Annotated in this window: 20 protein-coding genes; 7 read left to right on the top strand and 13 right to left on the bottom strand. The window is 66.8% G+C overall.

The window, feature by feature from the left end:
- Positions 1 to 95 precede the first annotated feature (95 nt).
- A complete protein-coding gene (locus VCS63_RS20230) occupies positions 96 to 1,028 on the top strand; it encodes a LysR family transcriptional regulator (RefSeq protein WP_042794340.1) in 933 nt (310 codons plus the stop codon).
- 109 nt (positions 1,029 to 1,137) lie between these two features.
- Positions 1,138 to 1,479 carry a zinc ribbon domain-containing protein YjdM gene (locus VCS63_RS20225; RefSeq protein ID WP_042794341.1) on the top strand — a complete coding sequence of 114 codons (342 nt, stop codon included), beginning with the start codon at positions 1,138 to 1,140 and terminating at the stop codon, positions 1,477 to 1,479.
- Positions 1,480 to 1,519: 40 nt separating this feature from the next.
- Here VCS63_RS20225 and VCS63_RS20220 read toward each other — a convergent pair whose 3' ends face one another.
- The 10 genes from VCS63_RS20220 to VCS63_RS20175 form a co-directional block, all read right to left on the bottom strand.
- On the bottom strand, positions 1,520 to 1,756 hold the full coding sequence (locus tag VCS63_RS20220; RefSeq protein ID WP_042794342.1) for a hypothetical protein: 237 nt from the start codon (positions 1,754 to 1,756) through the stop codon (positions 1,520 to 1,522).
- 16 nt (positions 1,757 to 1,772) lie between these two features.
- The gene (locus VCS63_RS20215; RefSeq protein ID WP_042794343.1) at positions 1,773 to 1,982 is read right to left on the bottom strand and encodes a FixH family protein; all 210 of its coding nucleotides are present in this window, start codon (positions 1,980 to 1,982) and stop codon (positions 1,773 to 1,775) included.
- 20 nt (positions 1,983 to 2,002) lie between these two features.
- Positions 2,003 to 3,493: a cytochrome c oxidase accessory protein CcoG gene (ccoG, locus tag VCS63_RS20210; RefSeq protein WP_063641221.1), complete on the bottom strand. Its 1,491-nt coding sequence runs from the start codon at positions 3,491 to 3,493 to the stop codon at positions 2,003 to 2,005.
- Positions 3,494 to 3,580: 87 nt separating this feature from the next.
- Positions 3,581 to 4,546 carry a cytochrome-c oxidase, cbb3-type subunit III gene (gene ccoP, locus VCS63_RS20205; RefSeq protein ID WP_063641220.1) on the bottom strand — a complete coding sequence of 322 codons (966 nt, stop codon included), beginning with the start codon at positions 4,544 to 4,546 and terminating at the stop codon, positions 3,581 to 3,583.
- On the bottom strand, positions 4,543 to 4,719 hold the full coding sequence (locus tag VCS63_RS20200; RefSeq protein WP_042794345.1) for a cbb3-type cytochrome oxidase subunit 3: 177 nt from the start codon (positions 4,717 to 4,719) through the stop codon (positions 4,543 to 4,545). The genes ccoP and VCS63_RS20200 overlap by 4 nt, the downstream gene beginning before the upstream one ends.
- 2 nt (positions 4,720 to 4,721) lie before the next feature.
- Positions 4,722 to 5,441 carry a cytochrome-c oxidase, cbb3-type subunit II gene (ccoO, locus tag VCS63_RS20195; protein WP_042797201.1) on the bottom strand — a complete coding sequence of 240 codons (720 nt, stop codon included), beginning with the start codon at positions 5,439 to 5,441 and terminating at the stop codon, positions 4,722 to 4,724.
- 10 nt (positions 5,442 to 5,451) lie between these two features.
- Positions 5,452 to 6,939, bottom strand: coding sequence for a cytochrome-c oxidase, cbb3-type subunit I (gene ccoN / locus VCS63_RS20190; RefSeq protein ID WP_042794346.1), 1,488 nt, complete (start codon positions 6,937 to 6,939; stop codon positions 5,452 to 5,454).
- A gap of 149 nt (positions 6,940 to 7,088) precedes the next feature.
- A complete protein-coding gene (ccoS, locus tag VCS63_RS20185) occupies positions 7,089 to 7,250 on the bottom strand; it encodes a cbb3-type cytochrome oxidase assembly protein CcoS (protein ID WP_042794347.1) in 162 nt (53 codons plus the stop codon).
- Positions 7,247 to 8,221: a hypothetical protein gene (locus tag VCS63_RS20180; protein WP_063641299.1), complete on the bottom strand. Its 975-nt coding sequence runs from the start codon at positions 8,219 to 8,221 to the stop codon at positions 7,247 to 7,249. Before VCS63_RS20180 ends, ccoS begins: the two co-directional genes overlap by 4 nt.
- A 109-nt stretch (positions 8,222 to 8,330) precedes the next feature.
- Positions 8,331 to 9,599, bottom strand: a complete 1,269-nt coding sequence (locus VCS63_RS20175) for an adenosylmethionine--8-amino-7-oxononanoate transaminase (protein WP_323880850.1) — start codon at positions 9,597 to 9,599, stop codon at positions 8,331 to 8,333.
- 144 nt (positions 9,600 to 9,743) lie between these two features.
- On the opposite strand from VCS63_RS20175, the gene VCS63_RS20170 reads away from it, so the two are divergent.
- From VCS63_RS20170 to VCS63_RS20150, 5 genes are all read left to right on the top strand, one after another.
- The gene (locus VCS63_RS20170) at positions 9,744 to 10,934 is read left to right on the top strand and encodes an aminotransferase class I/II-fold pyridoxal phosphate-dependent enzyme (protein ID WP_063641217.1); all 1,191 of its coding nucleotides are present in this window, start codon (positions 9,744 to 9,746) and stop codon (positions 10,932 to 10,934) included.
- Between the two features lie 14 nt (positions 10,935 to 10,948).
- On the top strand, positions 10,949 to 11,614 hold the full coding sequence (locus VCS63_RS20165) for an alpha/beta hydrolase (RefSeq protein ID WP_323880848.1): 666 nt from the start codon (positions 10,949 to 10,951) through the stop codon (positions 11,612 to 11,614).
- Positions 11,611 to 13,047 (top strand): dethiobiotin synthase, encoded by a 1,437-nt coding sequence (bioD, locus tag VCS63_RS20160; protein WP_042794351.1) that lies wholly within the window; start codon positions 11,611 to 11,613, stop codon positions 13,045 to 13,047. The genes VCS63_RS20165 and bioD overlap by 4 nt, the downstream gene beginning before the upstream one ends.
- A 390-nt stretch (positions 13,048 to 13,437) precedes the next feature.
- Complete coding sequence (locus VCS63_RS20155) at positions 13,438 to 17,616, top strand: hypothetical protein (RefSeq protein ID WP_323880846.1); 4,179 nt, start codon at positions 13,438 to 13,440, stop codon at positions 17,614 to 17,616.
- A 9-nt stretch (positions 17,617 to 17,625) separates the two neighbouring features.
- A complete protein-coding gene (locus VCS63_RS20150) occupies positions 17,626 to 22,269 on the top strand; it encodes a hypothetical protein (protein WP_323880844.1) in 4,644 nt (1,547 codons plus the stop codon).
- 31 nt (positions 22,270 to 22,300) lie between these two features.
- Here VCS63_RS20150 and VCS63_RS20145 read toward each other — a convergent pair whose 3' ends face one another.
- The 3 genes from VCS63_RS20145 to VCS63_RS20135 are packed head-to-tail and all read right to left on the bottom strand — an operon-like array spanning position 22,301 to position 25,360.
- Positions 22,301 to 23,500 (bottom strand): CoA transferase, encoded by a 1,200-nt coding sequence (locus VCS63_RS20145; protein ID WP_323880842.1) that lies wholly within the window; start codon positions 23,498 to 23,500, stop codon positions 22,301 to 22,303.
- The gene (locus tag VCS63_RS20140) at positions 23,497 to 24,360 is read right to left on the bottom strand and encodes a CoA ester lyase (RefSeq protein ID WP_323880840.1); all 864 of its coding nucleotides are present in this window, start codon (positions 24,358 to 24,360) and stop codon (positions 23,497 to 23,499) included. Before VCS63_RS20140 ends, VCS63_RS20145 begins: the two co-directional genes overlap by 4 nt.
- A gap of 31 nt (positions 24,361 to 24,391) precedes the next feature.
- Positions 24,392 to 25,360: a tripartite tricarboxylate transporter substrate binding protein gene (locus tag VCS63_RS20135; RefSeq protein ID WP_063641211.1), complete on the bottom strand. Its 969-nt coding sequence runs from the start codon at positions 25,358 to 25,360 to the stop codon at positions 24,392 to 24,394.
- Positions 25,361 to 25,483: the final 123 nt, after the last annotated feature.

Here is a 25,483-nt window from a genome sequence, read left to right as displayed (position 1 = left end):
TGGATGGGCAATCTCTTGTGGATGCATCTTAGAAAGAAGCTTAGTTTCCGTAAAATGAAACTTTTGCACCAACCGTTCACCTGAGGCGATCAATCATGGAACGCGCCATACACGTCCCTGCGCTGCTGGCCCGACTGCGGATGCGGCAGATCGTCCTGCTGCTGGCGATCGAAGAGCGCGGCACGCTGCGCGCCGCCGCCAACCAGCTCAATATGACCCAGTCCGCGGCCAGCAAGATGCTGCACGAACTGGAACTGGCCATCGGCCAGCCGCTATTCGGACGGGTGGGCCGAGGACTGGCGCTGACCGCGGCGGGCGAATGCGTGATGGGGTACTTCCGCGGCATGCGCGGCACGGTCTCGTCGCTGGCGCGCGAGCTGGATGAGTTGCGCCTGGGCAGCGCGGGCAAGCTGTTCATTGGCAGCATCATGGCGGCTTCGCCCGGCCATCTGACCGACGCCCTGCTGCGCCTGAAGCAAACCTATCCGCTGCTGGCGGTGGAGATTTCCACCGGCACCAGCGACCTGCTGATCGGCCGCATGAACGAAGGCAAGCTGGACGTGGTGATAGGCCGCATGCTGACCCTGTCGGACAGCCAGTACGTCTTTCGTCCGATCGGCGACGAGGCGTTGTCGGTGATCGCGGCAGTGGACCATCCGCTGGCCGGACGCAAACGCGTGAACTTCGACGCCATGCTGGCCTATCCGTGGGTCCTGCAACCGCACGGCAGTCCGATGCGCGACGTTATCGAGCAGGAGTTCCATGCGAACAATGCCAGCACGCCCAAAGGGCTGATCGAATCGGCATCCATCCTGACCACCACCAACCTGGCGATGAAATCAACGATGCTGGGCGTGATTCCCGAATCGGTGGCGAGCCGGTACGCGGCGCATGGCCTGCTGGCGATCCTGCCCTACCAGATTCGGCAGCGCCTGACGGCCTTTGGCAGCATCGTGCCCCGCGACCGGCCGCTGAGCGCGGCGGCGCGCCATTTCGTGGGATTACTGCATGGCGACGTCGCAGTTTGAGACCACGCAACGCAAGGCGGGATACCCCCCGTGCCAAGGGCGAAAACCAGCTGCTGCACAGTACAATCGCGTATTGCGCATCGCGCGTTTTTTATTTTGAGGTCCATCCGTGAGCGCATTGCCCGCCTGTCCAAAATGCCAGTCCGAATACACCTATGAAGACGGCGCCGCGTTTGTCTGCCCGGAATGCGCGCATGAATGGACGGCACAGGCCGCCGAAGCCACCGAGGACGCGGGCAAGGTCTACCGCGATTCGGCAGGCAACGTGTTGCAGGACGGCGATACCGTCACCGTCATCAAGGACCTGAAACTCAAGGGTTCCGGCGGCGTGATCAAAATGGGAACCAAGGTCAAGGGCATCCGACTGGTCGACGGCGACCATGACATCGACTGCAAGATCGACGGCTTCGGAGCGATGAGCCTGAAGTCGGAGTTCGTGAAGAAGGTCTAGCGCCGCCGTCCGCCCCGGGCCGCGGCAGCGCCGCGCCCGGCTACAGATCCTCGGGTTCCTCGGGCTTGGGCATCAGGTACGCCGTCAGCGTGCTGGACAGCCCCGCCATCACCCACAACACGAAGAAAGACACGGTATAGAAGCCCGTGCGTCCCGTCGGGACATGCCCGAAGATCGCCACGTCCAGGGGATCGATCAGGGCGAAGATCAGCGCGCTCCCCGCCGCGGCCGCCATGAAGGACGGCCACAGGATCCACATCAATGATCGCAAGCCCATCTGTTGTTCTCCCGGATTACGGATTGGCGCTGGGCGCAACCTGCTCGATGACCAGGCCGCGCTTGACCACGCCTTCCTGGATCGGCTGGTTGCTGAAGTTGGTGAAAGCGAAATAGATGGTGACGAAGCACCCTATCATGGCCGCAAACGGGCCGGCCATGAGGATCCAGGGCCAGGGTTCGCGGTACCAGGGCTTGGTAGCTTTGGCGGGTTGGACGGCGGTCATGGGTATGTCCTCTTCAATGCTCAATCAGGTACGTAGAAACTGGCGGCCTCGTCGGTCTCGACCGGTCGGTGCTCGCCATCCTGGCCGCGCGCGCGCAGCGTAATGGCATGGGCGCCCGGCTGCGTGCCAGCTGGCGCGCGGATGACCATGGGCACCAATTTGTTGGCCGCGGCCTCGACCTCGACGGTGTTGGAACCCTGCTGGCCAGCCAGCACGGCCAGGCCCGGCACGCCTTCAGCCGACAGGCGCAGCGTCAGGGGCGTATCCGACGTGTTGATCAGTTGCAGGCGGTACACGTTTTCGATCATGCCGCCGGCCACTTCGCGTCCCAGCGCGCCCCGATCACGGATCACATCCACCCGCAAGGGGTTGCGCATGGCCAGAGACACCACGAAAGCGACGGCCAGCGCCAGGATCAACGTGCCGTAGATCAACACGCGCGGACGCAGCAGGTGGGAGCGCGCGCTCTTGGCGGACAGGCCGTCCAGCATGGCGCGCTCGGAGGTGTAGCGAATCAGCCCCGGCTCGTACTGCATCTTGTCCATGACCTGTTCGCAGGCGTCGATACAGGCGCCGCAGCCTATGCACATGTATTGCAGGCCGTCGCGGATATCGATGCCCGTCGGACAGACCTGCACGCACAGGCTGCAATCGACGCAGTCGCCCAGGCCGGCCGCCTTGTGGTCCACCTTGCGCGAGCGGCCGCCGCGCGGATCGCCGCGGCGCTTGTCGTAGGTGACGACAAAGGTGTCGGGATCCACCATCACGCTCTGGAAGCGCGCGTAGGGGCACATGTACTTGCACACGGATTCGCGCATGAAGCCGGCGTTGCCCCAGGTGGCAAAGCCATAGAACAGCATCCAGAACCACTGCCAAGGGCCCAGCTGCAGGGCGAAAAGCTCATGCCCCAATTCGCGGATAGGCGCGAAATAGCCGATGAAAGTAGAGCCCGTCCACCAGGCCAGCGCGATCCACAGGAAATGCTTGGTGAACTTCAGGCGCGCCTTGCGCCAGGACCAGGGCGATTCATCCAGGCGAATGCGCGCCACCCGGTCGCCCTCGACCTTGCGCTCTATCCACATGAAGATTTCCGTGTAGACGGTCTGCGGACAGGCATAACCGCAGAACAGGCGCCCGGCCACCGCGGTGAAGAGGAACAGCGCCAACGCCGAGATCACCAGCAGCACCGCCAGGTAGACCACGTCCTGCGGCCACAGCACCAGGCCGAAGAGATAGAACTTGCGAGCGCCCAGATCGAACAGCACGGCCTGGCGGCCATTCCATTGCAGCCAAGGCAGCCCGTAGAAGATCAGCTGAGTGAGAAAGACAAACGCGATGCGCCAACGGGCGAAGATGCCGCTGACGGATCGCGGATAGATTTTGCTGCGCACGCCCGCCAACGTCTGCTCCAGGGTCTCCGTCCCGGGACGTGGCGGCCGAACATGCGGCCGCCAGGGCGGCGGGTCACCGTCAGGCGAAGTGCCGACCCTTGCGGCTGACCCATCTTCCATTTGCTGCTCCCTGCTGTAAGTCTGGTGACATGAGGGCAGCGCCAGCGCGGCCCTTATCCATGCGCTGTGCTGCCCGCTGCAATGCCTTTACTTCGTTGCCGTTGCCGGTGCGGCGCTTTCCGTCGCCACGCGGGCGGTAGCGTCAGGCTTGTTCGACAGGCCCCAGACCCATGCCGTCAGGATCTTGATCTGTTCGGGCGTCAGGATGTCCTGGTGCGCCGGCATGCGGTTGTCGCGACCGTCGAGGATCGTCTTGACGATGGTGGCTTCAGAGCTGCCGTAGAGCCAGACGTCGTCAGTCAGGTTCGGCGCGCCCAGCGCCTGGTTGCCCTTGCCGTCGACACCGTGACAGGCCACGCAATAGTTCGCGAATTCCCGCTTGCCGCGAAACACGCGGACCGGATCGGCCGTCAGGCCCGACAGCGAACGCACGTACTGCGCGATGTCGCCAGCGGTCTTGGCGTCGATTGCAGCCTTCCATGGCGGCATCACCCCGACGCGGCCTTGCGTGATGGTCTGCGTGATGGCTTCGGGCGAGCCGCCATGCAGCCAGTCGCCGTCGGTCAGGTTGGGAAAGCTGGGGCCGCCCTTGGCGTCCGAGCCATGGCATTGCGCGCAGGTGTTCAGGAACAGGCGCTGGCCGATTTCACGGGCACCCGGATCCTGGGCGATCTGCGGCACGTCCATGGTTTCGAAGCGCGCGTAGATCGGACGCACGGCCTCGGCCATCTTGGCCTGCTGCTGCGCAACTTCCTGCGTGCTGCTGTAACCCAGCTGGCCCTTGTACTCGCCCAGGCCCGGCATGAAGAACAGGTAGCCCAGGGCGAACGCGCAAGCCAGCAGGTACATCCAGGTCCACCAGCCGGGCACCGGGTTGTTCAACTCGGTCAGGTCGCCGTCCCAGACGTGGCCCGTGTCCTCGACCTTGCCGTTGGCCGGCTTGGTGCTGAGCCAGCGGCGCTGGGTGTACAGCAGCCAGACGCACCAGACCACGCCGCCGACGGCGACGATCGAGATGAAATACCCCCAGAAGCCATTGACGAAATCGCTCATGACCGATTCGCTCCATCTTGTTGTCCCTGCCCGAACTCATCGGGCAGTGCGAACGGCAGCATGGCCGATTCGCGGTTGGCGCTCTGGCGGCCGCGCGAGCAGGCCCACCAGACAATGCCGAAAAATGTTGCCATCGAGACCGCCGTGACGGCCGCGCTCAGGTAGCCCAGCATGATCAGCCTCCCGTGGCCGCTTGCGCGGCCGGCTGCGCGGCGGACTGAGCGGCCTTCTTGGCCGCTTCCGCCTGTTTGGCCTGCTCGGCCTGCTTGGCCTTGCGCACGCCCACGCCCAGCCCTTGCAGGTAGGCGACCAGCGCGTCTTCCTCGGTCTTGCCTTCGATCGCCTTGGGCGCCGCGGCGATTTCCTCGTCCGTGTAAGGCACGCCCAGCTTGCGCAGCGCGCTCATGCGCTCGCTCACGTTCTCGCCGGTGATGACCGTTTTCTCCAGCCAGGGATACGCGGGCATGTTGGACTCCGGCACTACCTTGCGCGGATCGCGCAGGTGAATGCGGTGCCAGTCGTCGGAGTAGCGTTCACCCACGCGCGCCAGGTCGGGACCGGTGCGCTTGGAGCCCCACAGGAAGGGATGATCGAAGACCGATTCCGCTGCCACCGAATAGGAACCGTAGCGCTGCACTTCGGCCGCCAGCACCCGCACCTGCTGCGAGTGGCAGCCGACGCAGCCTTCGCGGATATAGACGTCGCGGCCCATCAGGCGCAGCGGGCTATAGGGTTCCACCCCGGCGACGGGTTGCGTCGTGCTGTGCTGGAAGAACAGTGGCACGATCTGGACCAGGCCCGCGAAGGACACCACCAGGATGCTGGCGATGATCATCCAGCCAATGTTCTTCTCGAGCGTCTGGTGGGAAAAGAAACCAGATTTGTTGTTGGCCATGATGTCCTCGTCAAACAGTGGCCGGCACGGCGGTCGCGGGGACCGGCTGGCGTGCGGCATGGGGATCGTCTTGCGGAATGGCGGGGTTGACCGGGCGCGCGCCGCGCACCGTCATCCACACGTTCCACGCCATGACGAACACACCCGACAGGAACAGCGTGCCGCCGAGCAAGCGGATCAGGTAATACGGCACACGCGTCTTCAGTTCTTCGACGAAGCTGTAGACCAGCGTGCCGTCGCTGGCGGTGTCGCGCCACATCAGGCCTTGCTGCACGCCGGCGATCCACATGGCGGCGATGTACAGCACCACGCCGATGGTCGCGATCCAGAAATGCAGTTCGATGGCCTTGACGCTGAACATCTTCTCGCGGCCATACAGGCGCGGTATCAGGTAGTAGAGCGATCCGAAGGAGATCATGGCGACCCAGCCCAGCGCGCCCGAGTGCACGTGGCCGATGGTCCAGTCCGTGTAGTGCGACAGCGCGTTGACCGTGCGGATCGACATCATCGAACCTTCGAAGGTCGACATGCCGTAGAACGACAGCGCCGTGACCATGAACTTGAGGATAGGATCGGTGCGCAGCTTGTACCAGGCGCCCTGCAGGGTCATGATGCCGTTGATCATTCCGCCCCAGGACGGCGCGAGCAGGATCAGCGAAAACGTCATGCCCAGCGACTGCGTCCAGTCGGGCAGCGAGGTGTACAGCAGGTGGTGCGGGCCCGCCCACATGTAGGTGAACGCCAGCGCCCAAAAGTGGACGATGGACAGGCGGTACGAATAGATGGGACGGCCGGCCTGCTTGGGCACGAAGTAATACATCATGCCCAGGAAGCTGGTGGTCAGGAAGAAGCCCACCGCATTGTGGCCATACCACCATTGCACCATGGCGTCCTGCACGCCCGAGTAGGCGGAATAGGACTTCCACATCGACACCGGCATCTCGATGTTATTGAAGATGTGCAGGATGGCGATGGTCAGGATGTACGAGCCGAAGAACCAGTTGGCCACGTAGATGTGCTTGGTCCGGCGCTTGATGATGGTGCCGAAGAACACGATGGCGTAGGCAACCCAGACCAGGGTGATCAGGATGTCGATGGGCCATTCCAGTTCGGCGTATTCCTTGCTGCTGGTGAAACCCATGGGCAAGGTGATGGCGGCGGCGACAATGACGATCTGCCAGCCCCAGAACGTGAACGCGGCCAACGGGCCGCAGAACAGCCGCGCCTGACAGGTGCGCTGGACCACGTAGTAAGACGTTGCGAACAGCGCGCTGCCGCCGAACGCGAAAATCACGGCATTGGTGTGCAACGGACGCAGGCGGCCGTAGCTCAACCATGCAGTGTCAAAATTCAGCTGCGGCCAGATAAGCTGTGCAGCGAGAAAAACGCCCACAGCCATGCCGACAATACCCCACACTACCGTCATGAGCGCGAACTGCCTCACGATCTTGTAGTTGAAGGTGTCGGCCTTGCTTGCGATTGCGGCGCAATCGTTCATCGCCCTTCCCCTAAAGTAACAGATAGCTCCAGGCTGCAATGATGGGACTAGTCACTCAAGGCAGCGTTGATCTGGATCAAGCATCTCGTTACACGGTGGGGAACGCAGCGCCGGCGCAACGGGTCATGGCGCCGGGTCAAGCATCGCGCTCAGCCGCGGCTGGCCGGTCCGCTGTCGTCGTCGAGCAGGATGGCGCGGCCGGCATCGTCGGTGTCGTCGTACTGGCCGTTGAAGACGGCCCACCACAGCGACACGCCGATGGCCAGCACGAACAGCAGGGATAGAGGCAGGAGCAGATAGAGGATGGTCATTGCGCCGCTTCCAGCGCGGCGCCCGCCGCCAGGTCGCCCGACCAGTCGCGGCGGCACAGGCGCCACGAGTTGTAGGCGACAGCCAGCGAAGAGACCAGCATGGTGATTGCGGCCAGCCACGGCGTGACCCAGCCGACCAGTGCCAGCGGCGTCATCAGCAAATGCCAGATCAGCGAGCCGTACAGGTTCTGCCGCGCCTTGCGGCGCGCCTCGCCCAGCAACTCGTCCAGCGCCGCATCGGGCATGTACGGATGGGCGGCCAGCGCCGAATGCGCCGACGCCATGGCGGTCGGCACCGCCATCGACATGGCGCAGGGGCAGCTCATCACCAGGAGCGCCACCATCACGGGGATGCTGTGTGCCGGGTCGATGTAGGCCCAGGCAGCCGCGGCGGCCAACGCCAGCGCGACCTGGATCATGACAAAGCGCGACGCCAGCCGGTCGGCGCGCGCGCCCAGGTCCAGGCGCTGCGCTTCGACGCGTTCGTGGCGCAGCCCCGCGGCCGCGCCGCCGAACGACTGGCGGGCGCACAGTTCCAGGTAGCGCGCCGTCAGTAGAAAGGCCACGAACATCGTGACCGAATCGAAGTACACCTCGCCCCGCCCGGTATAGGTGGCGTGAACGCTGGGGATGAAGGCGGCGACGATGCCCAGGGCCACCGGCACGTCCATGCCGGCGCGCCCATGGCGCAGGTTGTCGCCCGCGTGGCGCCAGATTGGCCAGGCCGAATAGACCACCACCGGCACGGTCAGCGCAAAGCTGGCCCAGTTCATCAGCACGATGGCCCAGTCCAGCGTTTCCAGCGCGTCGGCGGGCATGCTTTCGTGGCGCAGGTAGCCGGGCCAGGCGAACATCATCACCTGCATCATCGCCAGCCACGCCAGCGACAGGCGCACCAAGGCATGGCGGCGCTGCTGGCGGTCAGCGGCGGACAGGCTGGCCGGGACGGCGAAAATCGATTTTGCTCGCATGCGCCGATGGTAATCAGCGCGCCGCAAGCACGCCTTGATCTGGATCAAGGCGGACCGGGCGGGTTTGCCTGGGCAACGTGCAGGACTGCCCCTCTCGCGGCCGGCCGGGTCAGGGGCGCCGTTGGCGCAGCACGTCCACCACTGCCCGCATCAAGCTGGCCAGTTCGTCTTCGGCGATGGTCAGGGCCGGGGTCAGGTAGACCACATTGCCGAACGGCCGGACCCAGACTCCTGCGTCGACCAGACGCCGCTTCAGCGCTTCGCGGTCGGTGATGCCATCCAGTTCGACCACGCCGATCGCGCCCAGCACGCGCACGTCGCGCACCCAGGGCAACTCGCGGCAAGGCTCCAGGCCGGCAGCCAGCGCCGTGGAAATCGCCTGCGCCTGCGCCAGCCGCGGCTCGCTCTCGAACAGGTCCAGCGAGGCGTTGGCCGCGGCGCAGGCCAGCGCGTTGCCCATGAAGGTAGGGCCATGCATCAAGGCATGAGACGGATCGTCGGACCAGAAGGCCTCGAACACCCGGCTGCTGGCCACCGTGGCGGCCAGCGGCAAGGTGCCGCCCGTCAGCGCCTTGGACAAGGTGACGATGTCGGGCCGGATGCCGGCCTGCTCGAATGCGAACAGCGTGCCGGTTCGGCCGAAACCGGTGAAGATCTCGTCAAAGATCAGCAACAGGCCGTGCCGGTCGGCCAGGCGGCGCAGGCGCCGCAGCACCTCCGGATCATGCAGCAGCATGCCGCCCGCGCCCTGCACCAGGGGCTCGACCAGGATGCCGGCCAGCCGCGCGCCATGGATTTCCAGGTGGACCTCCAGCGCTGCCAGTTCGCCCTCGGTGCGCGGCAGGTCAACGATGTCGTGCTCGGCCAGCATGCCCCGGTACAGGCTGTGCATGCCTTCGTCCGGATCGCATACCGCCATGGTGCCGAAGGTGTCGCCGTGATAGCCGCCACGGAATGCCAGGAAACGGCTGCGGCCCCGCTCTCCCTGGTTCAGCCAGAATTGCAGCGCCATTTTCATGGCGACTTCCACGGCCACCGAGCCGGAATCCGTGTAGAAGACCCGGTCCAGTCCCGGCCCGAGCATGCCGGCCAGCCGGCGCGCCAGGTTCAGCGCCGGCTCGTGGGTCAGTCCGCCGAACATGACATGCGGCATGGCGTCCAACTGCGCGCGCACCGCTTGCGCGATGTGCGGATGGTTGTACCCGTGGCATGCGGTCCACCAGGACGCCACGCCGTCGATCAGGCTGCGGCCGTCGGCCAGTTCCAGCCGGCTGCCGTGGCTGCGCACCACCGGCAGCGGCGGCGTCGCCGTCTTCATCTGCGCATAAGGGAGCCAGATATGGGGTTGGCCCCGGGCCATCCAGTCGGGCGTGTGCATGATTCACCTCTCGATACCTGCGCCGCGCCCAGGCCCGCCCTACGGATGCGGCCGGAACGGAAGCGGCGGCGCCTCCACTACAATGGCCCGCATTCTACGGCCTGGCGGGGATGTATCCCGGCCAGGCCGCTGCCGGAAAATTAGATGTCCAAGCTGGATCCGCTTTTCTCGTCCGAACTGGCGCGTGCCGAAACGCGCCGCGTGCGCCGCCGCCTGCGCACGGCCACCGCAGCCGCCCCGGGACGCCTCGTCCTCGAGGGCGAACCCGTCCTGAACTTCTCCAGCAATGACTACCTGGGCCTGTCCCGGCACCCGCTGCTGGTCGAGCGGTCGCGCGAATGGGCGGCCCGACACGGCGCAGGCGCCCAGGCCTCGCGCCTCGTAACCGGCAACCTGGACCTGCACGAGCAAGTGGAGGCCAAGCTTGCGCGGCTCAAGGGCACGGAGGCGGCGTTGCTGCTGGCCTCGGGCTGGCAGGCCAACGCCGCCGTGCTGCCCGCGCTCCTGCGCGCGGCTGCCGGCCAGGGCGAGGTCGAGGTGTACGCCGACAAGCTCAACCACGCCAGCCTGCACCACGGCTGCCAGGCCGCAGGGGTCAAACAGATCCGTTTCCGGCACAACGACCTGGACCATCTGGAAAGCCTGCTCGCGGCCCGGGCGCCCGCCGAAACCGGCGGCAAACCGGTGGCGCGGTTCATCGTCACCGAGAGCGTGTTCAGCATGGACGGCGACCGCTGCGACGTTGAGCGGCTTGCGGGCCTGGCGGACCGGTACCGCGCGTTCGTCTACCTGGACGAAGCCCACGCCACCGGCGTCCTGGGTCCGCGCGGCATGGGACTGGCTGGACTGGCGCCCGGCCGCATCGACCTGGCCATGGGCACATTCAGCAAGGCGCTGGGCGGATTCGGCGCGTATGTTGCCGGTTCTCGCGCCCTGTGCGACTACCTGGTAAACGCCTGCTCCGGTTTCATCTACACGACGGCGCTGCCGCCCGCGGTGCTGGGCGCCATGGACGCGGCGCTGGACCTGGTGCCTACGCTGGATGCCGAACGCGCCCGCCTCGCTGCCGCGGGCGACAATCTGCGCGCCGCGCTGCGTGGCATGGGACTGGACACCGGCGCGTCCTCCACCCAGATCGTGCCGGCCATCGTCGGTGACGAAGACCGCGCCCTGGCGCTGGCTTCCGCGCTGGAACAGCGCGGTCTCCTGGCCGTGGCCATCCGGCCGCCTACCGTCCCCGCCGGCACCAGCCGCTTGCGCGTCACGCTCAGCGCCGCGCACCGCGACGTGGACGTGGCGCGGCTGATCGATGGCTTCGCCGCCGCGCTGGCGTGATGGCGGCTGCCCCGATGCAAGCCGCCGTTACCCGCCCCACCCTGCTCTTCGTACATGGCTGGGCCTTCGACGCCTCGGTCTGGGCGCCGCTGCGCGCCGGCCTCCAGGACTGGCCGCAAGTTTTTTTTGACGCCGGCTACTTCGGGTCTGGCCAGGAGCCGGACATTGGCGGCCCGGTAATCGCCATCGGCCACTCGCTGGGTGTGCTGCGCCTGCTGCGCCAACTGCCGCCAGGCTGCCGGGGCCTGGTGTCCATCAACGGCTTCCCGCGCTTTGCCGCTGGTCCCGGCTACGAGGGCGTGGCGCTCCGCTTGCTGGACCGCATGTCCAAACGGCTGTCGACCGACCCCGTCCCGGTGCTGCGCGACTTCCGCCAGCGCTGCGGCGACGCGTCCGATTTCGACGCGCCGCGGCTCGCGCCGCTTGCGCGCGATCTGCTGGCCCTGCGCGAGGAAGACCGGCGCGACGCCCTGGCGGCATTGCCCGTGCCGCTGCTGGTTCTTGCCGGCATGGAGGATCCCATCGTTCCGGCACCCATGACACAGGCAGGCTTTGCCGGCTTGGCCAACGCGGAGATCCATGGCCGCGAAGGCGGCGGCCACCTGCTGCCCGTGTCGGACGCGCCCTGGTGCGCGGCACGGATCCGCGCCTTCATTGCCCGCCTGGCGGACGCCGCATGACGCTGGCCCCGCGCAACGCCAGGATCGGCGCACGCTTCAGCGCCGCCGCCCAGGCCTATGAAGACCACGCGTCCGTCCAGCGCCTGGCGGCCGAACGGCTGGCCAGCGATATCGCCCTGCTGCCGCTGCCCCGGCGCCCGCGCATCCTGGAGATAGGCTGCGGCACCGGCCTGCTGACGCAAGCGCTGGCGCGGCGCATCGGCCCGGCGGATTGGACAGTGACCGACATCGCGCCCGGCATGCTGGCGGTGGCGCATAGCGGCCCGCCCTTGCCCGGCCAGGCCCGCTACCAGTTGCTGGACGGCGAACATCCGGACGGGTTGCCGGGCGGCTACGACCTGATCTGCTCCAGCCTGGCGGTGCAATGGTTTTCCGACCTGAACAAAGGCCTGGGCCGGCTGGCCGCGCTGCTCGCGCCGGGCGGCTGCCTGGCCGTGGCAACGCTGGCGGAGGACACGTTCCACGAATGGCGCACCGCGCATGCCGCGGCCGGCCTGACTCCCGTCACGCCGCGCTATCCGCCTGCCGCCGCCATCCATCCGGACGGGGGCAAACTGGCTGGTGGCGTGCGCAGCGAACGGCTGATACAAAATCATCCTGACGGGCTGCGTTTCCTGCGCAGCCTGAAAGGCATCGGCGCCACCACGCCCGCTCCCGGCCGCCCGCCTCTTGGCGCTGCGCAGCTGCGGCGCGTGCTGGCGGCGTTTGACGAACAAGGAGCCGGGGCGACCTACCACCTGGCCTACGGTATGTGGAAAAAACCGAACAAGCACCCCACCGGGGTTTTCGTGACCGGCACCGACACCGGCATCGGCAAGACCCTGGTATCCGCGATCCTGGCGCGCGCCTGGAACGCCGACTACTGGAAACCCGTCCAGACGGGCGTGGCGGAAGAACCGGGCGACACGGAAACCGTGGCGCAACTGGCCGGGCTGCCGCCCGAACGCCTGCACCTGCCCGCGTACGTGTTGCAGGCGCCGCTATCGCCCTGGGCGGCCGCCACGCTTGAAGACACCATAGTCGATGCGACCAGCATCGTCCCGCCCGCCACGCCAGCGCCATTGATCGTCGAGGGCGCCGGTGGCCTCTACGTGCCGATCGACGATACCCACATGATGATCGACCTGATCGCGCGGCTGGACATGCCCGTGGTACTGGCCGCGCGCAGCGGGCTGGGCACCATCAACCACACCTTGCTCAGCCTGGAGGCGCTCAAGCGGCGCGGCATTCCCGTGCTGGGCGTCATCATGAGCGGACCGCTATCGGCGGGCAACAAGGAAGCCATCGAGCGCTTCGGCGAGGTGCGCGTGCTGGCCGAGATCCCGCCCCTGTCCAAGGTCGACGCGCAGACCGTCGATGCGCTGGCCAGCGGCATTCCGTCGCTGGCGGAATGCCTGCAGGCGCTGGGCGACGCGCCTGCCGTAACCAGCTAGCGGATAGCGCTGCTGCCACCCGCTCAGCTTCTGGCCCCGCTGTTTCCGGGGCCGGAGCCGTTACGCATTCGTACAAAATAAATTCCGATGGCGCACACCCGTCCCCCATGCGGATGGATACCGGCGCAACCGTTTTTCCGCCTACGGATGGCAACCAAAGTCTCATGCAACGCATGAACTTTCCGAGTGAAGGCGCTCGCTTTCTACACCTTTCAGCCACATCCAGATGGCGAAACCAAGGCCATGGCGGCCGCTTACTCCACGCGCCGGCACGTTGTTGACTACTAACGCAACACAACGATAATTTTCGCGACATTGGCAGTTCGATTCGCAGGTAGCTGGACGTGCAGGATTGAGTTCCTGGGTTTCCTTATTTGCAGGAGAACTGGCATGGTCACCAGAAGGCTGAACATTCCTGTCCTGGCCCCAAATCCCAACCGCAATTTCTTCGACGGCACCCGCCCCGGCCAAGCCGTGTTGCGGCCCGCCGATATGCTGGCCTTGCGGCTGGAACTGCGCAACCTGGCGGTAACGCCGGGCCAGCCGCCGCGACTGAAGAAAGCCGGCGACGGGGTCGCCACGCTGATCGTCCACTTCCCGCCGCAGTCGATCACCGAAGAGGCGTTCTTCGAAAGGCCGCCCCCCGCCACCGCCAATCAGCCCCCGCCCCGCCCTACGCCGGACAAACCCGAGCCCGTCGGCGGCGTGGAAACCCCAACAGGCCCGCCCGTGCGCGCGCGCATTGCCGGAGAATCCCGGCTGGCCTTTGCCATTCCCGACGGCTTTGACGTGCCGTACACGCTGGAAGGCGTGCTGGCGGCGATGGAGACCCTGCCCCTGACGGTCGCCGCCAACGCGCGCCCGCCCGGCCCCAGCGCACCGCGCCTGGACCTGCGCGACCTGTTCGACAAACGCATCGACAAACTCTCCCCAGTGCAACGCGCGGCGCTGTCGAGCTTCGCACTGCGCAATGTGCGCATCGCCACGCAGCAGAACGCGCCCGGCACCCTGTTGCTGCGCCAGGCCGGTGGCGCCGCCGGGCTGCGCGCACTGCGCCTGGGCGGCATGGCGCCCGCCCGCGAATTGCAGCGCACCAGCGCCCTGATCGAGATTCTCCGGCGCGGACCCAAGCCTGCGCTGCCCGCCGCGCAGCAGACCGCGATCGAACTGCCGTGGCGCCTGATCCTCAGTCCGCATGCGGATGAGCGCTGGCGCCACGCCAAGGCCCCTGCGACTTCCACCGCCACCCAACATACCGAGCTCTGGCACACCCAATTGCTGGCCGCGCCGCCACAGGACAGCGCGACGGCGCCACGGCCGGATGATGCCCGGCCCAACGTGCGCGCGGTGTGGGCGCTGGGAGGCGAAGGCACGACCAAGCCGATGCAATCGGCGTTTCCGGTGCCGACGCAAACCTATCTGCCCCAACCGAATACCTCGCCCTTCCGCATGCCGATGGACGACTTCGACCGCTACCAGATCGCGCACCTGTCGTCGAACTTTTCCGTCGCCAACTACACGCCGCAGCCGGTGGAGGCCAGGCTGTTGATGCTCTCGCCGCTGGGCGCATGGCTGGACTCGCGCGGCAACTGGGACGCGCCCGGCCTATCGCTGGAAGAATGGACGCATCGAGGCGCCATGGGCCGCGACCACTACGTCCGCGTCGTCTATAAAGGGCTGCTGTTTCCTTTCGGCCACCGCGCCGCGCTGGTGAAGGTCAGCGAACGCAAGTTCCACCGCGGCACGCCCGGCAATACTGCCTATCTGCGCCAGCGCCTGTTCATCATCGTGCGCCAGCGAGAACGCGTGTACGCGGACCCCGACCTGCAGGCACGCGACGACGCGGGCAATCTGATCTTTCTGCATCGCCAGATGCCGTTTTCCAGTGTGCGCATCCTCACCACCGTCACGCCCAGCCTGGATACGCCGACCTCCCCGGACAGCAATATCGACGGCCTGGGACAATTGCTGTTCTGGCCGTGCATAGAAAAAATTCCCTTCCGCTTCGCCTGTTCGGCCACCGACATCGACGGTCGCAACGTCCAGTTCGACCTGCCCATGATCTTCATGGACGGCGGCCGCGCCTGTCCGCGCAAGCTCAGCGGCCAATGGCTGACGCCGGATTACGGCAATGCCGAAGCATTCGCGAAGCAGACGCGGGATGCCTGGCGCAAACCCGAGGTAAGCGACCGCCGCACCGCGCAGTTCAAGCAACAGCGGGTCACGCTGGCGTCTCCGCTCAAGCCCGGCGACACCGCCGCGCAAGTCGAGACTGTCGAGTTCGACGGCCTCGTCGATCCGGGCAATACCCAGCTACGCGCGTACAGCGACTCCCTGAACGGCCCCTTGTTCTATCCAGGCATCAAGCGCGCGGAAATCCGCATCGCCGCGCTGGCCGAACTGACGGGCAGCGACGGCAATAGCGTGCTCAGCTGGAACGACCACTACCTGCGCTTCGGTTTCGATTCCGCCAACGTGGGCCAGGTCTTCGGCGACATAGACGCCAACCCGGTCTACCGCGGCGATGCCGTGCTGAACTTCTCGGCGCAGGGCGACCGCGCCGGCGGATTCGTCCAGCCGAATCTGCGTCCCTCGGCCCTGTCGCGCATGGCCGGGCCGGTCAGCGGCAAGGTGACGGACTTCGTGGCCGGCAAGATGAACGGGCCGGACATCTTTCCCAAGGTTCTGTCCTCGGACCTGCCCCTGCCGCTGCTGTTTGGCTGCATCCCGCTGGGCGACGTCATCGAAGCCGTGTCCAATGCGGCGGGCACGCCGGAGCAGGTGCCGCGCTTCATCTCGGAAGCCTGTTCCCAGCTCGAGAGCCTGGTCAACGAAATGGGCCGGCTGTATGGCTTGGTGGCGGACCTGGCGCAACAGCCAGGGCGTATCGCCGAGGCTGCCTTGCAGGTGCTGAAAGCCACGCTGGAAGATTTGCTCAGCCAGGCCCAGGCTTATGCGCAAGACCTGGTCCAGGACGCGCGCGCGCGCCTCAACGGGCTGATGGCCGCGCTGGACGCTGTGCGCGCGCAAGTCGCGCTGCTGGCCGGGCTGTCCTTCGACGCCGCGCCCGCCCTGCCCGGACTGCCCGCGGTGCTCACCGCCGCGCGCAATGCGGCCCAGGCGCTGCGCACTGCGGCCGACACGCAGGTCAATGGCGTGGGCTTGCCTGATGGCCTGCGGCAATCGTTGCGCCAGGCGGCCAACACCGCCTTGACGCTGCTGGATGGCGTGGGCGTGGTGCCAGTGCTGCTGGTGCAAGGCAAGGCCTTGTACGACGCGCTGGATGCCGTGGTGGGCCACCCCGACCAATTGGACGAACTGTTCGCCGACGCCGCGACACTCACGCCCCGCCTTCAGGCCATCAAGGACGCGGTGCAGCCGCTGTCCGACACCATCGGTACGGCGCGTTTGCTCGAAGGCGCGCCGCGCCAGATCGCGCAGACCGCCCTGCAAGCGGTCAAGCTGGCGGTGGGCGCCGTGCTGGCAAGCGCCGAGCTGCTCGACTTGCTGACCGGTGACGAGCTCACCGTCCGCTTCGATTGGAACCCGGTGATCAAAAGCTGGTCGATCAAGCCCGGCGACCCGCCCCTGTTCCGCGTCAACGATGCACGCGGCTTCCGGGTCGCCGTGGAGGCCCGCATCCGCAAGAACGGGCAAAGCGCGCCGAAGATATCGGTCGTCTGCTCCCTGAAGGACTTCGACCTGGTCCTGATCGCGCCCGCCAGCTTTCTGGAACTGAACTTCGAAAAGATCGAGTTCCGCATCGACACGGCCGCGAAGATGGACGTGGACGTGCTGCTGACCGACATCAAGTTCGTCGGTCCCTTGTCCTTCGTGGAGACATTGCGCGATCTGATTCCGCTGGATGGGTTCTCGGACCCGCCCTACCTGGACATCTCGGCCAAAGGCGTGGACGCGGGCTTCGACCTGGCCCTGCCGGCCGTGGCCATCGGCGTTTTCAACCTGTCCAACCTGAGCCTCGGCGCGGGCTTTACCGTACCTTTCATCGGCCAGCCCCTCGCAGTGCGCTTTAATTTCTGCACGCGCGAGCAGCCCTTCAACCTGTCGGTATGCATGTTCGGCGGCGGCGGGTTTTTCGGCATCACGCTGGATCCCAGCGGCATCCAGCTCATGGAGGCCGCCTTCGAGTTCGGCGCCAGCGTGTCGGTGAACCTGGGGGTGGCCTCCGGCGGCGTGCACGTCATGGCGGGCATCTATTTCCGCATGGAAAAGAATGCCTGCTCTCTGGCCGGCTACTTCCGCATGGGCGGCTGCGTCAGCGTGCTGGGCATCGTCAGCATTTCCATCGAAATCTACCTGGAACTGCGCTACGAGTTCGAAAGCGGCAAGTGCGCGGGACGCGCCACCATCACCGTCGAAATCGAAGTCTTCATGTTCTCGATGAGCGTGTCCCTGTCCTGCGAGCGCAAGTTCGCCGGGTCCAATGGCGATCCGGGCTTCCGCGACCTCATGGGACCGCGCCCCGACCTGCCGCTGGCGCAGGAACTGGCGCAGATCGATGACGACACCGCGTACGCCTGGCGCGAATACGCCGAAGCCTTTGCCTGAGGAGCGTCCATGGCCAAGCAAACGATAGTCTGGACCGTGATTCCCAACGGCCGCGTGCCTGCGGGCGCCGACGCCGGCCGGCTGCGCGTATCCATCGTGGCCTCGCCGCGCCTCACGCCGCAGGCCGTGAACGAACAGCAGCTGCACGCCTTCGCTGACTGGGTCAACTGGCCGCGCACGCTGGAACGGGTGCGCTTCCTGCTGAATACCGGTGTAGCGGAAATCGAGCTGGAGCCTCAGGCTCAGGCCGATGCCGCGCTATGGGAACGGCTGCTGCCCAAGACCACGCCCGTGGCGGGTTTCGTGTTCCGCGACATGAGCAAGGTCAATCTATTTTCGTATTCGGTGGCCGGCGTGCTGGGGCTGGCCCGCAAGCACTACGGCAGGCTGGCCGTGCAAGCCACGGGGACGCCGCCCACCCTGCTGCCGTGGCGCGACGCGCATCCCGGCCTGAAGGACATGCTGGGCGACTGCGGCACGCGCACGACTTTCATTTCGCTGGGCGACCGGCGTGTCGAGATGCCGCTACCCGGCTTCGACCGATTCTTCGACGACGGCGGGGACGGCCCCGAGCGCGTGCTGCGCAGCCAGGTCTATGGTCCCCACAGCATCTATGAAGGCCGCGCAGCGGCGCCGGGGGTCAACGCCGAGGGCAATCCGCAGCCCGCCGTCAGCTTTCCGCTGCGCGCTTTGCCCACTCGCTGGAATGACGGCGGGCTAGCCAACGCCGACCAGAATCTGATGAAGCAATGGAACTCGCAGGCCGAGTACACCCTGTTTCAGGCCAACCGTTTCTACCGCCGCGCCCCCCCCACCGCGCAGCAGCAGGGCATGCGCCGGCCAAGCGGCGAGAACGTGCCCGCCCCGCCCGCCATCCCGGAGATGGATTTCCACGCCATCGTCGCGTCCTATGGCGACTATCCGGCGCTGCTGCGCCAATTGGGGCTGGTCATCGACTGCCTCTTGCCCGCGGACTCGCCGCTGGACCAGCAACTGGCGGCGGCGCCTGCCGCGCAGGGCCGCTTCTTCCTGACCCTGCGCTGGGAAGACGGGCACGACGCCGGCGACGACGCTTGTCCCGCTACCGCGTGGGCCGGCGACCATGAACGCTTTACCACGCGCCCACGCAACCCTTCCGATCACGAACGCGGCATGCTCAAGCTGCGCCGCGCCGACGACAGCTGGAACCTGCTGGAGCCGCGAACCCCCTTCGACGTCTACCAGGTCGATCCCGACGGCGCGGCCCTGAAAACCGTGGACTTCGTACTGACTGCCCAGAACCTGATCGCCAAGAGCCTGGCGCTGGGCGCCGACGGTGCGGTGACGTACACCACGGGCGACAAACAGGGCGTGGCAGCGCTGCGTTCCGGCGGCCTGGGCGTGGCGCGGCGCGGCCGCGCTTGGGAAGTCGCGCAGAACGCGGCAGCCGCTGCCCTGAAGAATGCCGCCCTGTCGGGCGCGCCCGGCAGCATCGTGCTCTACGCCGAAGACCTGTTGCGCGGCTATCGCGTGGACGCGCAGCCGCAGGTGCCCGGCGACCCGCAACGATGGCGTTCGCTATGCCAGCGCTCCGGCACCTACCGGTGCACGGATGGCGGAGCTCCCTTGCAGCTTCCCGATGACGAGGGCTATGTCAAAGGCGCGTCCACCAGCGGCGGTGCGCAACCCGACGACCACTACCTGCACGAATCCCTGTTCCGCTGGACCGGCTGGAGCCTGGTGGCGCCGCGCCCGGGACGCACCTTGCGCGACCGCGTCGACCCGGCCAGCGGCGTGCAGGGTGAAGTGCCGGAGGATGTGCAGGACGTGGCCACGGAAAAAGGCAATGGCCTGGCGGTGAGCTTCGCCGCGGCCAAGGGCAGCCTGCCGCGCCTGCGCTTCGGCATGCCTTACCGCTTCCGCGCGCGCCTGGTGGACCTGGCCGGGAACAGTCTCGCGCATGATGACCCGTCGCTGGAACGGGACGACAACGCCACGCAGCCGGTCGTCTACTGGCGTTTCGAACCGGTGGATCCGCCGGCGCTGGTGCAGCGAGCCCGCTTGAGCGAAGGCGAATCGCTGGAACGCATGGTGATCCGCAGCAACACCGGCCTGGACCCCACGGCGTATCGCGACAGCCCGGACTTCAAGCATGCCCGTCAGCAGCCAGCCTCCAAGGACTTCGAGTATCCCGTGGTCAATGAACGCCACGTAGTGCCGCCCAAGGCGTCGCAGCTGCAATGCGAAACGCATGGCCTGTTCGACGCGATGATGGGCAGCCCCGCCGGCATCAAGCAGGCCTATGAGATAGCGGCCCGCGATGCGGCCACGCTGTACGACGAGGGACCGGGCTCAGAGATAGAACTGGTGACGCCACAGGCGCTGAAGGAGGTGGCCACTACCGAGCGCGTGCCTCCACAATTGCCCAACCCCGAGCATCCCACGGGCGAACGACTGGCCGCCGGGCAGTATGTGATCCACCGGGAGGCCCAGGTACTCACGCCCTATCTGCCGGATCCTGCCGCAGGCGGTATCGCCCTGCGCGCCCAGCCCGGTCACGCCTTGCCCGGTGTCAGCGGACCCAAGGTGCTGGGCCCCAGCGCCGTCATCGCGCAGACTCCCGCACAGGAACTGGTGCTGCTGGTGGCGCACGCGGCGAAATGGCCGGACAGCCTGGGCTTGCGCATTGTGCTGGAAGAGCGCCGCGCCACCCTGACCGACCCACCCTGCTCGGAGAGTTACCCCGACGACGGCACGCCGGCCTGGGACGAGGCCAAGCGGATCCTGACCTTCTTTCTGCCCAAGGGCCGCATCGCCCGCCTGCGCTACTCCAGCTTCGTGAACCCCGGGCTGGCCAACACCTTCGGCATCCCCGCCTGGGCCAGCAATGAAGGCGAACGTGCCACGCTGCGTCTGTCGTCGGTGCTGGGCGGCTGCTGGATGGTCACCCCCTACCGGCCGCTGGTGCTGGTTCACGCGACGCAGCAGCCGATATGCGACCCCGTGCTGATGATGGCCGAAGAACCCCAACGCCAGCCGGGCGACGCTCATGCGGACCTGTACGCCCGCGTGCGCCTGCACGGTCCCACTACCGGCAAGATTGAAATAGAGGCGGATTGGAACGAATGGGTGGACGACTTGCTCAAGCCGCGCCCCGAACGGCATGCCGGCCACGGCGTGCTCGCCGAGATTCCCCTGTCGGAAAACTACGCCAACCTTTTCAGCCTGAGCAACGCGGTAAAGGAACAGTTGAACGCGGACGGGAAGCTGCGCGCGCGAGGAGATCGCCACGAGTTCGGCGACACCCGTTTTCGCCTCATCCGCTACCGTCTTCGCGCTACCACCCGGTTCCGCGAATACCTGCCGCCACCGCTCTACGAACAGGTGGATATGGTCACGCGGGTGGGGCCGGTCGCCGACGGGCCCCAGGTCGAAGTGGGTGCGGACGACGATCCTGGCGCGCCGGTGCTCAGACGCGACGGCACGGCGCAAAACACCGTCGTGCGCGCCAGCGCGCCGCCGGACGCCCCCGTTCTCACTTATGTCATGCCGACCTTCCGCTGGCAGGAAACGGCAGGCGCCGGGAAACTGGACGTGACACGGCTGGGCAACGGTTTGCGGGTCTGGCTGGAACGGCCCTGGTTCTCCTCCGGCGACGGCGAACTGCTGGGCGTGGTGATCTATGGCGACGGCCAGAATTTCACCGACATCCCCGACCGTCTGACGCCGCTGGTCACGCAGTGGGGCATGGACCCGCTATGGGAGACGCCCCAGCCCAAACACAAGACACGCGTGTCGGACTTCTCCGCGCGCGTCGCGGACGAACAGGTCTATCTGCAGGAAATCCCGGCCCAACCGGTCCACGTGGTCGGACACCGCGTCCGCTGGAGCGAGGAACGCGCGCGCTGGTACTGCGATATCGAACTCGACCCGGGTCGCACCTACATGCCTTTCGTGCGCCTGGCGCTTGCGCGCTACCAGCCCAACGCCATCGCGTCGGCCAAGCTGTCGCGAGTCGTGCTGGCCGAGTTTTCCCAAGTGCTGCCGCGCCGCCGCGCGGTGTTCGAGCAAAAACGCGGCAGGCTGACATTCAGCCTGCGCGGCGTCGTCCCCGCGCACGGGCCGATGAAGTTCCCCCTGGATTCCGAATACCTGAATATTTCCTTCATTCCCGGCATCGGCCAGACCGCCGAGAGCGGCCGCAATCGCGTGGAGCTGGTGCTGCAGACGCGAGACCCGGCCTTGGACAGCGACCTGGCCTGGAGCGATGCCGCGGTGCTGGCATCGGGCCTACTGGATCCTTCCGGACCGGCGCCCCAGCCCGCCGGCCCGGGCCCCATTCTCATAGACCGCATGCGCGAGCTGCCGATTCTTGAGACCGCCACGCCCACGACGCTTGCCGACCTGTCGCGCCTGGGCGGCGTGGTCGTCGGGCCGGTAGTGCGTTTTCCCCCGGTGCTGGAAGGCCCCATCCTGGGCGAGCTGCTGGATCCCGTCATCTGGACCGCCAGCGTCGCGCTTCCCGACAGCGGCGGCAAGCCGGCGCGCGTCGCGGTGCGCGAGTACGAGCGCTACTACACCGACAACACCGTGCCCGAACGGCGCGCCGGCGCCACGCAGCAGCGCCGTGTGGTGGAGGAGCGGCTGGTGTACACGGCGTTCTTTGCGCTCTAAAGGCCCCTTGCGCCGCGTGCGGAGGGGCGCCCTAGCCCAGCGCGCCGCTTGCTCGCAGGCGCGTGGCCTGTCCGGCATCGATGCCCGCCTCGGCGAGCACGTCCTCACTATGCTCGCCGAAGGCCGGCGCCGCCCGCGGCGCCGACGCCCCGCTGCGGCCATACTTGATCGCGTGTGCAAAACCCTGGTAGCTGCCCACCACCGGATGCGTGAAAGTCGAGATCATCCCTTCCGCCTGGACCTGCGGGAAATCGAACATGTCTTCCACGCCGCGCGCCGCGGCGCAGGGCACGTCCTCGCCGAACAGAGCTTCCCATTGCAGCGCGGTCCTGCCGCGCAACGCCTCGCGCAGCAAGGGCACGATTTCATCACGATGCTCGGCGCGCTTGCGCACGGAGTCATAACGCTCGCTGGCCGCCAGCGCATGCAACCCGGTCTTGGCGCACAATGCCTGCCAGAAGTGCGGCGTATTCGCGGAAATGTACAGGTAGCCCTCCCCGGTGGGATGGATGCCCGTGATACCGCCGGAGCGCATGTCGCGGCCAATATTCCGAGGCTCGCCCTCGGCCCATACCAGGCGTGCCGATTGCAGGGCCAGCGCGCTGCGCAGCAAGGACACGCCCACGTATTGGCCCCGCCCGCTGCGCTCGCGTTCATACAAAGCGGATGCCACGCCCGCCGCCACCAAGGCGGATGCATAGTAGTCGACGACCGAACCGTATAGCACTTCCGGCGGCCCATCCGAACTGCCTTGCAGCGCGCACATCCCGGTCATGGTCTGGAGCACCTGGTCGTAGCCCGCCTTGTCTTTCAGCGGCCCGGTCTCTCCGTAGCCGCTGACCGCACAATAGATCAGCCGCGGATTGATCTCCACCAGCTGCTCGTAGGCAATTCCCAGGCGCGGCGGCACTCCGGGCCTGAAGTTATGCACCAACACATCGGCGCGCTCGACGAGTTCGCGCAATACGGCCCGGGCGTCGTCCTGCTTCAGGTCCAGCACAATCCCGCGCTTGCCCCGGTTCACGCCCAGGAAGGCGCGGCTTTCAGCCTCCAGCGTCGAAGGATATTTGCGCAGGTTATCGCCCGCGGGCGGCTCCACTTTGATCACGTCCGCCCCCTGGTCCGCCAGCAATGCACAGCCGTAGGGGCCCGCGATGTAGGCGCTCAGGTCCAGGACCCGCACGCCTTCCAGCGGGCCGGCTCCACCTTGCGTCGACGCGGCGGCTCTCATCGTGCCTCCCCGGCCGCGGCCATGCGCAGCACCGCCTCGGCGCGGCGCAGAAACGGGCCGTCGATCATCCGGCCGTCCACAACGAAAGCGGCAACGCCCCTGGCGTCGGCCTCGCCGGCGGCTTGCACCACGCGCTGTGCGTGAGCGATTTCTTCTTCGGTCGGCCGGAAGGCGGCATTGGCCAAGGCTACCTGGCTGGGATGGATGCAACTTTTGCCCATGAACCCCAGCCGGCGCGCCAATTCGGCCTCGGCTTGAAATCCCGCTGTATCCGCGATATCGGCAAAGGCAGAGTCATACGCGAATACCCCCGCTTCCGCGGCCGCCAAGCGCACTGCCAGCATCGCCTGGCGCACCGCGCCCGGTTCGCGCCGGTCGATGCCCGCCGGCTCGAACAGGTCTCCCAGCCCTAGCTGCAGCCCTGCCACGCAGGGATGCGCGGCCGCCAGCGCGGCCGCCCGGCGCAATGCCCTCGGCGATTCGATATTAAGCAGCAACCCCACGGGATGCTCCACGCCGTTGGCCTGCCGCGCCTGATCGAGCGCGCCCGCTGCCGCCTGCACATCCGCCACGCATTCCACCTTGGGCAGGTTCACCAGGCTCAAGCCCTTGCGCACCACGGCGCGCAGGTCCGCGTGGAAATGATTCGAGTCCAGTGCATTGACGCGCACGATCAAGGTCTTGCCAGCCGCGCCGGCCTCGGCGGAGGACAGCAAACCCGCCAGATGCCCGCGGGCTTCTTCCTTGCGCGCGGGCGCCACGGCGTCTTCCAGATCGAACGACAGGGCATCGGCCGGGCCGGCCAGCGCCTTGGCGAACAACTCGGGACGCGATCCCGGAACGAATAGTTTGCTTCTCATGCGTAGGCTCTCGAATAGCGGCGATTTCCGCTCATTGGATGGATATGTTGCGATCGGCCGCCACCTGTTTCCACTTGGTGGCATCCGCCTGCACGAGCGCCGCGAATTGCGACGCGGTCAGCTCGGCCGGAACCGCGCTTTCCTCGGCGAACATGGCTCGCATCTTTGGATCGTTGACGATGCCCCGTATCTCCGCGTTGAGGCGCTCGACCAATGGCGCGGGCGTGCCCGCGGGGGCAAGCACGCCCCACCAGAGTTCGACCGAGTACCCTGGCTGCCCTTCGCCGATGGTGGGAAGGTCGGGGTAGAACTGCGAGCGCTCCGGCGATGTCACTGCCAGCACACGCAGCTTGCCCCCCTTGAGCAGGGAGGCCGTCGAGGCAAAACTGCCAATCACGAAATCCACGCGGCCGCCGGCGAGATCGTTCAGCGCGTGCGACATGCCCTTGTAGGGAACGTGCGTGAAGGTCGTCTTCTCGCCGCCGGCCAGGATCTCGCTGGCCATCTGGTTCACGGACCCCAGTCCCGCGCTGCCATAGGTCAGCTTGCCCGGCTCCTTGCGGCCAGCGGCCAGCAGGTCAGACATCGACCGGTACGCGGACTCCTGTCCGACCACCAGTGCCATCGGACTGCGCGCCAACATGGCGACCGGCGCGAAGCTGCGCACCACGTCGTACTTCAGGTTGGTCTGCACGGCCGCGTTGGTCGTGAGCGTGGATGACGACAGCATCAGCACCGAGCCGTCCTTGGGAGCCCGCGCCACATATTCCGCCCCGATGGCGCCCCCGGCGCCCGGGCGGTTCTCGACGATGACGGTGGACGCGATCCGGGCTCCCAGCTTTTCCGCCAGTACGCGCGCAAACACGTCGTTGCTGCCGCCGGGAGGAAACGGCACCACCATGGTTATGGTTGGCGGCAAGGCGGGCGGCGCCGCGGCCGCGCCGGCGGCCAAGCCGGCGGCCAGGCACGTGGCCGCGAAGCCCGCGAGAATTCTGTTCATGGCATGTCTCCCTGTCTGCGGTCCGGCGCGCATGCGGTGCATGCCTTGAAGACGCCAGCCGTTCTTGTCTTGTCGCAGGGATACTAGGCCTGCCGGCTGGTGATATAAAGCGAGGATTCTTAA

Source organism: Achromobacter sp. D10 (assembly GCF_035282245.1).
GTDB classification, from domain to species: Bacteria; Pseudomonadota; Gammaproteobacteria; order Burkholderiales; family Burkholderiaceae_B; genus Achromobacter; species Achromobacter insolitus.
This window is presented reverse-complemented; position numbering and strand designations above follow the sequence as displayed.